The sequence below is a fragment of the Endozoicomonas sp. genome (assembly GCF_051008435.1).
GTDB lineage: Bacteria > Pseudomonadota > Gammaproteobacteria > Pseudomonadales > Endozoicomonadaceae > Endozoicomonas_A.
In genome coordinates this window covers 1-2429 of record NZ_JBPCXO010000021.1, presented here as the reverse complement: position 1 = coordinate 2429, position 2429 = coordinate 1, and the positions used below count along the sequence as shown (strand labels likewise).

Here is a 2429-nt window from a genome sequence, read left to right as displayed (position 1 = left end):
AGCAAACAGCCCGTAGAGGGCTGTCACTTCTCCGGCCTTTCTTGATTCTGAATATACTCCTTCAGTACCTCCAAAGGCGCACCACCGGCAGTTATCAGGCAGTAGGCTCTTGTCCATAGAACCGGCTCCCAGAAGTAGGACTTTAGGTGTTGGCTGAATTCTTTGCGTATCAGCCTGCTTGTGACAGTTTTTAGATTGTTGACGGACTTGCTGGGCATAATATTAGGGTGCATATCCAGCAGACGCAAACGGGTTTGGTGAGATCAGGGTGAGTGTCGGTGGTAAACTCCATTATTTTCAGGAAAGGTTTAGTGACGCTGTGTCTTTCTTTTTCAGTGAGGTCGAAAGACTTGAAGCACTCTGACCATAAAAGCCAAACTTTATAATCTCCCAATGTTGAATGGTTCAGAAGGAACAGAAGATTTGAAAGCACGATACGCAAGCTGGGGCACAGACAAAACCTATCGCTGGCTCTGGAGAGCAGCACTACAAGATGCCTACTTTGCATTTAAAAAACGATATGAGAGTCACAGAGAACAGAATGGACAAGCCTCTGGATAGAAGCCTGTCCATTTGGTTTAGCCGTCGGCGTCGTCGAGAATGAGTTTTTCTGTCAATTGCGAAATCTCAGAATCCATCTTCTGGATATCCTTGACAAGATCTCCAGCCGCTTCAGGTGACTTCTGAAGGGCAAGCTTCAACACGCCCATCCAATTAAAATTATTCTTGGCTCTGGCTTTCTGAATGTCCTCCAACACATCAGTGCTCTTTTCATTCGGCGTCCAATCGATAGAGACATTGAACCGACTGAAAGCGCCCGAGTGTTTCGCAAAAACTTCAGATCTTCCTCCCATCCAATCTTCTCTGGTGAGCCCAAACAAGTGAATTCCTATTCTGGTGCCATCCTTTTGGATATTAGAGGCTCTAAAACCTTCATCCTTAAAGAGAAATTTACCATGAAGTTTCACAACAGAATCGTTGCCCTCTATCACCTCACAATTCAATTTATCCAGACCCATGGTCTCAAAGACGAAATCGACAAAGAAGTACTCAAGAGCAGAACCCAAACCACCCCGAACTGATTCGGATAGATAGTACGCCCAGTCAGCCCTGTTCTGTAGTGAATCAATAGCATTGACGCTAACAACGCCAACCGGAGTAACACCATCATCTAACACAACAAAGACTATCTGCTGATCGTTTGATTTAAGACTATTTACCCATCCGAGATGTTCACTGACACTAATTTGATGGTCGGTATACATCCACTTGCGAACATTGTCTTCATTTCTGATCGACCTGACTTTTAATTGGGATTCAACATCGAGGGAAGTTAAGGGAACGAGCTTTATTGTTCTGGGTGTTCTTTGCATAAACTGAAATCCATTCCAGTGATCTTTCAAAACGACAAACCGAACATCTAACCCTGAGTAAAAGATGCCTCAACACTAGATGTGGCTCTGATATTTAAAATGTAAACAAAGTTCTCAGTATATGGAAGGCGATTACTTTACAGCCGCCGACAAGAGTGTGTATGGACATTAAAACAACCGTAGAGTCTCTAAGTAAAAAGATTCCTGGATGTGTTGAAGCAAGAATGCCGTCTACTTATTTTCGTGACGAGATCCGGAAAATGGCTGAGGCAAGACACGAAGTGTCTGATACCGTGAATAAAGCCTCAGAAGAACAGCTGTATTCCATTGCTTTCCTGTATTTGGTGAAGTCTCTGGATGGCCCAGATCTGTTGAGCCATTTTGATAATATCGAGCTGGACCTCATACGCCAGATCGTCTCATTAGCCAATTCATCCAAACGTGAACTGTCCAAGTCAGACAAGCCAGATAAGCCAGACCTTACGTCAAAGCACATATTCAACACCCAGCCCCAACAAAAGCAAGCAGAAAGAACACCGGAAGAGTTTTTGCGTCTATTGCCTGAACTGATGGCTCACATCGACAGTCACTCAGAGCCTAAGTATCGCCGTATGGTGCTAGCAGGAGTTCGAGTAGTAGCCGAAAAACATGTGGTTCCAAACAGTACCGCTTTTGTCAGTGATGACGTGATGTGTACATTAATTGGCTTTCTGGAAAGTATGGGATTCGAGCCAGCTTCAAAAGAAGGTTAGTGATTTTACAGTAGGTGGAATTATGGCACAGGTAACATTATACGGCTTCTATTACACTTTTTCTCAAGGGATACAACAAAGGCAGGTAGATTCTAGACTCCTCACCCCAAACGAGGAAGACAATTTCGTCAGGGTAAAGGGTGATCCAAGAGGACAATGGTTTACAAGATTTAAGAGTGCTAAGGATTTGTCTAAAAATAACTTCCTGACTTCACCCTGCCTCAGGAGTGGCAGTGTAGTTCCATCTGGGTAGAAGCTTATCAAACTGAATAGTCATATTTTCTTTAAAATCGGCTGCATATTT

3 protein-coding genes are annotated in these 2429 nt (G+C 43.7%); 1 reads left to right on the top strand and 2 read right to left on the bottom strand.

The genetic code is table 11. The features are described from left to right. Positions 1 to 23: 23 nt before the first annotated feature. Together tnpA and pseH are read right to left on the bottom strand one after the other, a co-directional pair. Entirely contained in the window at positions 24 to 233 is a 210-nt protein-coding gene (gene tnpA / locus ACR2PX_RS00760; protein ID WP_433997457.1) for an IS200/IS605 family transposase, read from the bottom strand. 345 nt (positions 234 to 578) lie between these two features. Then, positions 579 to 1373 (bottom strand): UDP-4-amino-4,6-dideoxy-N-acetyl-beta-L-altrosamine N-acetyltransferase, encoded by a 795-nt coding sequence (gene pseH / locus ACR2PX_RS00755; protein ID WP_433997456.1) that lies wholly within the window; start codon positions 1371 to 1373, stop codon positions 579 to 581. A gap of 161 nt (positions 1374 to 1534) precedes the next feature. Here pseH and ACR2PX_RS00750 point away from each other — a divergent pair, with 161 nt between their 5' ends. Continuing rightward, positions 1535 to 2125: a hypothetical protein gene (locus tag ACR2PX_RS00750; protein WP_433997455.1), complete on the top strand. Its 591-nt coding sequence runs from the start codon at positions 1535 to 1537 to the stop codon at positions 2123 to 2125. The last annotated feature ends 304 nt before the right edge of the window (positions 2126 to 2429 follow it).

What these genes read in the sequence shown, in the direction of transcription:
- tnpA (WP_433997457.1), bottom strand. Translation starts at nt 233, where the DNA reads ATGCACCCTAATATTATGCCCAGCAAGTCCGTCAACAATCTAAAAACT.
- ACR2PX_RS00750 (WP_433997455.1), top strand. Translation starts at nt 1,535, where the DNA reads ATGGACATTAAAACAACCGTAGAGTCTCTAAGTAAAAAGATTCCTGGA.
- pseH (WP_433997456.1), bottom strand. Translation starts at nt 1,373, where the DNA reads ATGCAAAGAACACCCAGAACAATAAAGCTCGTTCCCTTAACTTCCCTC.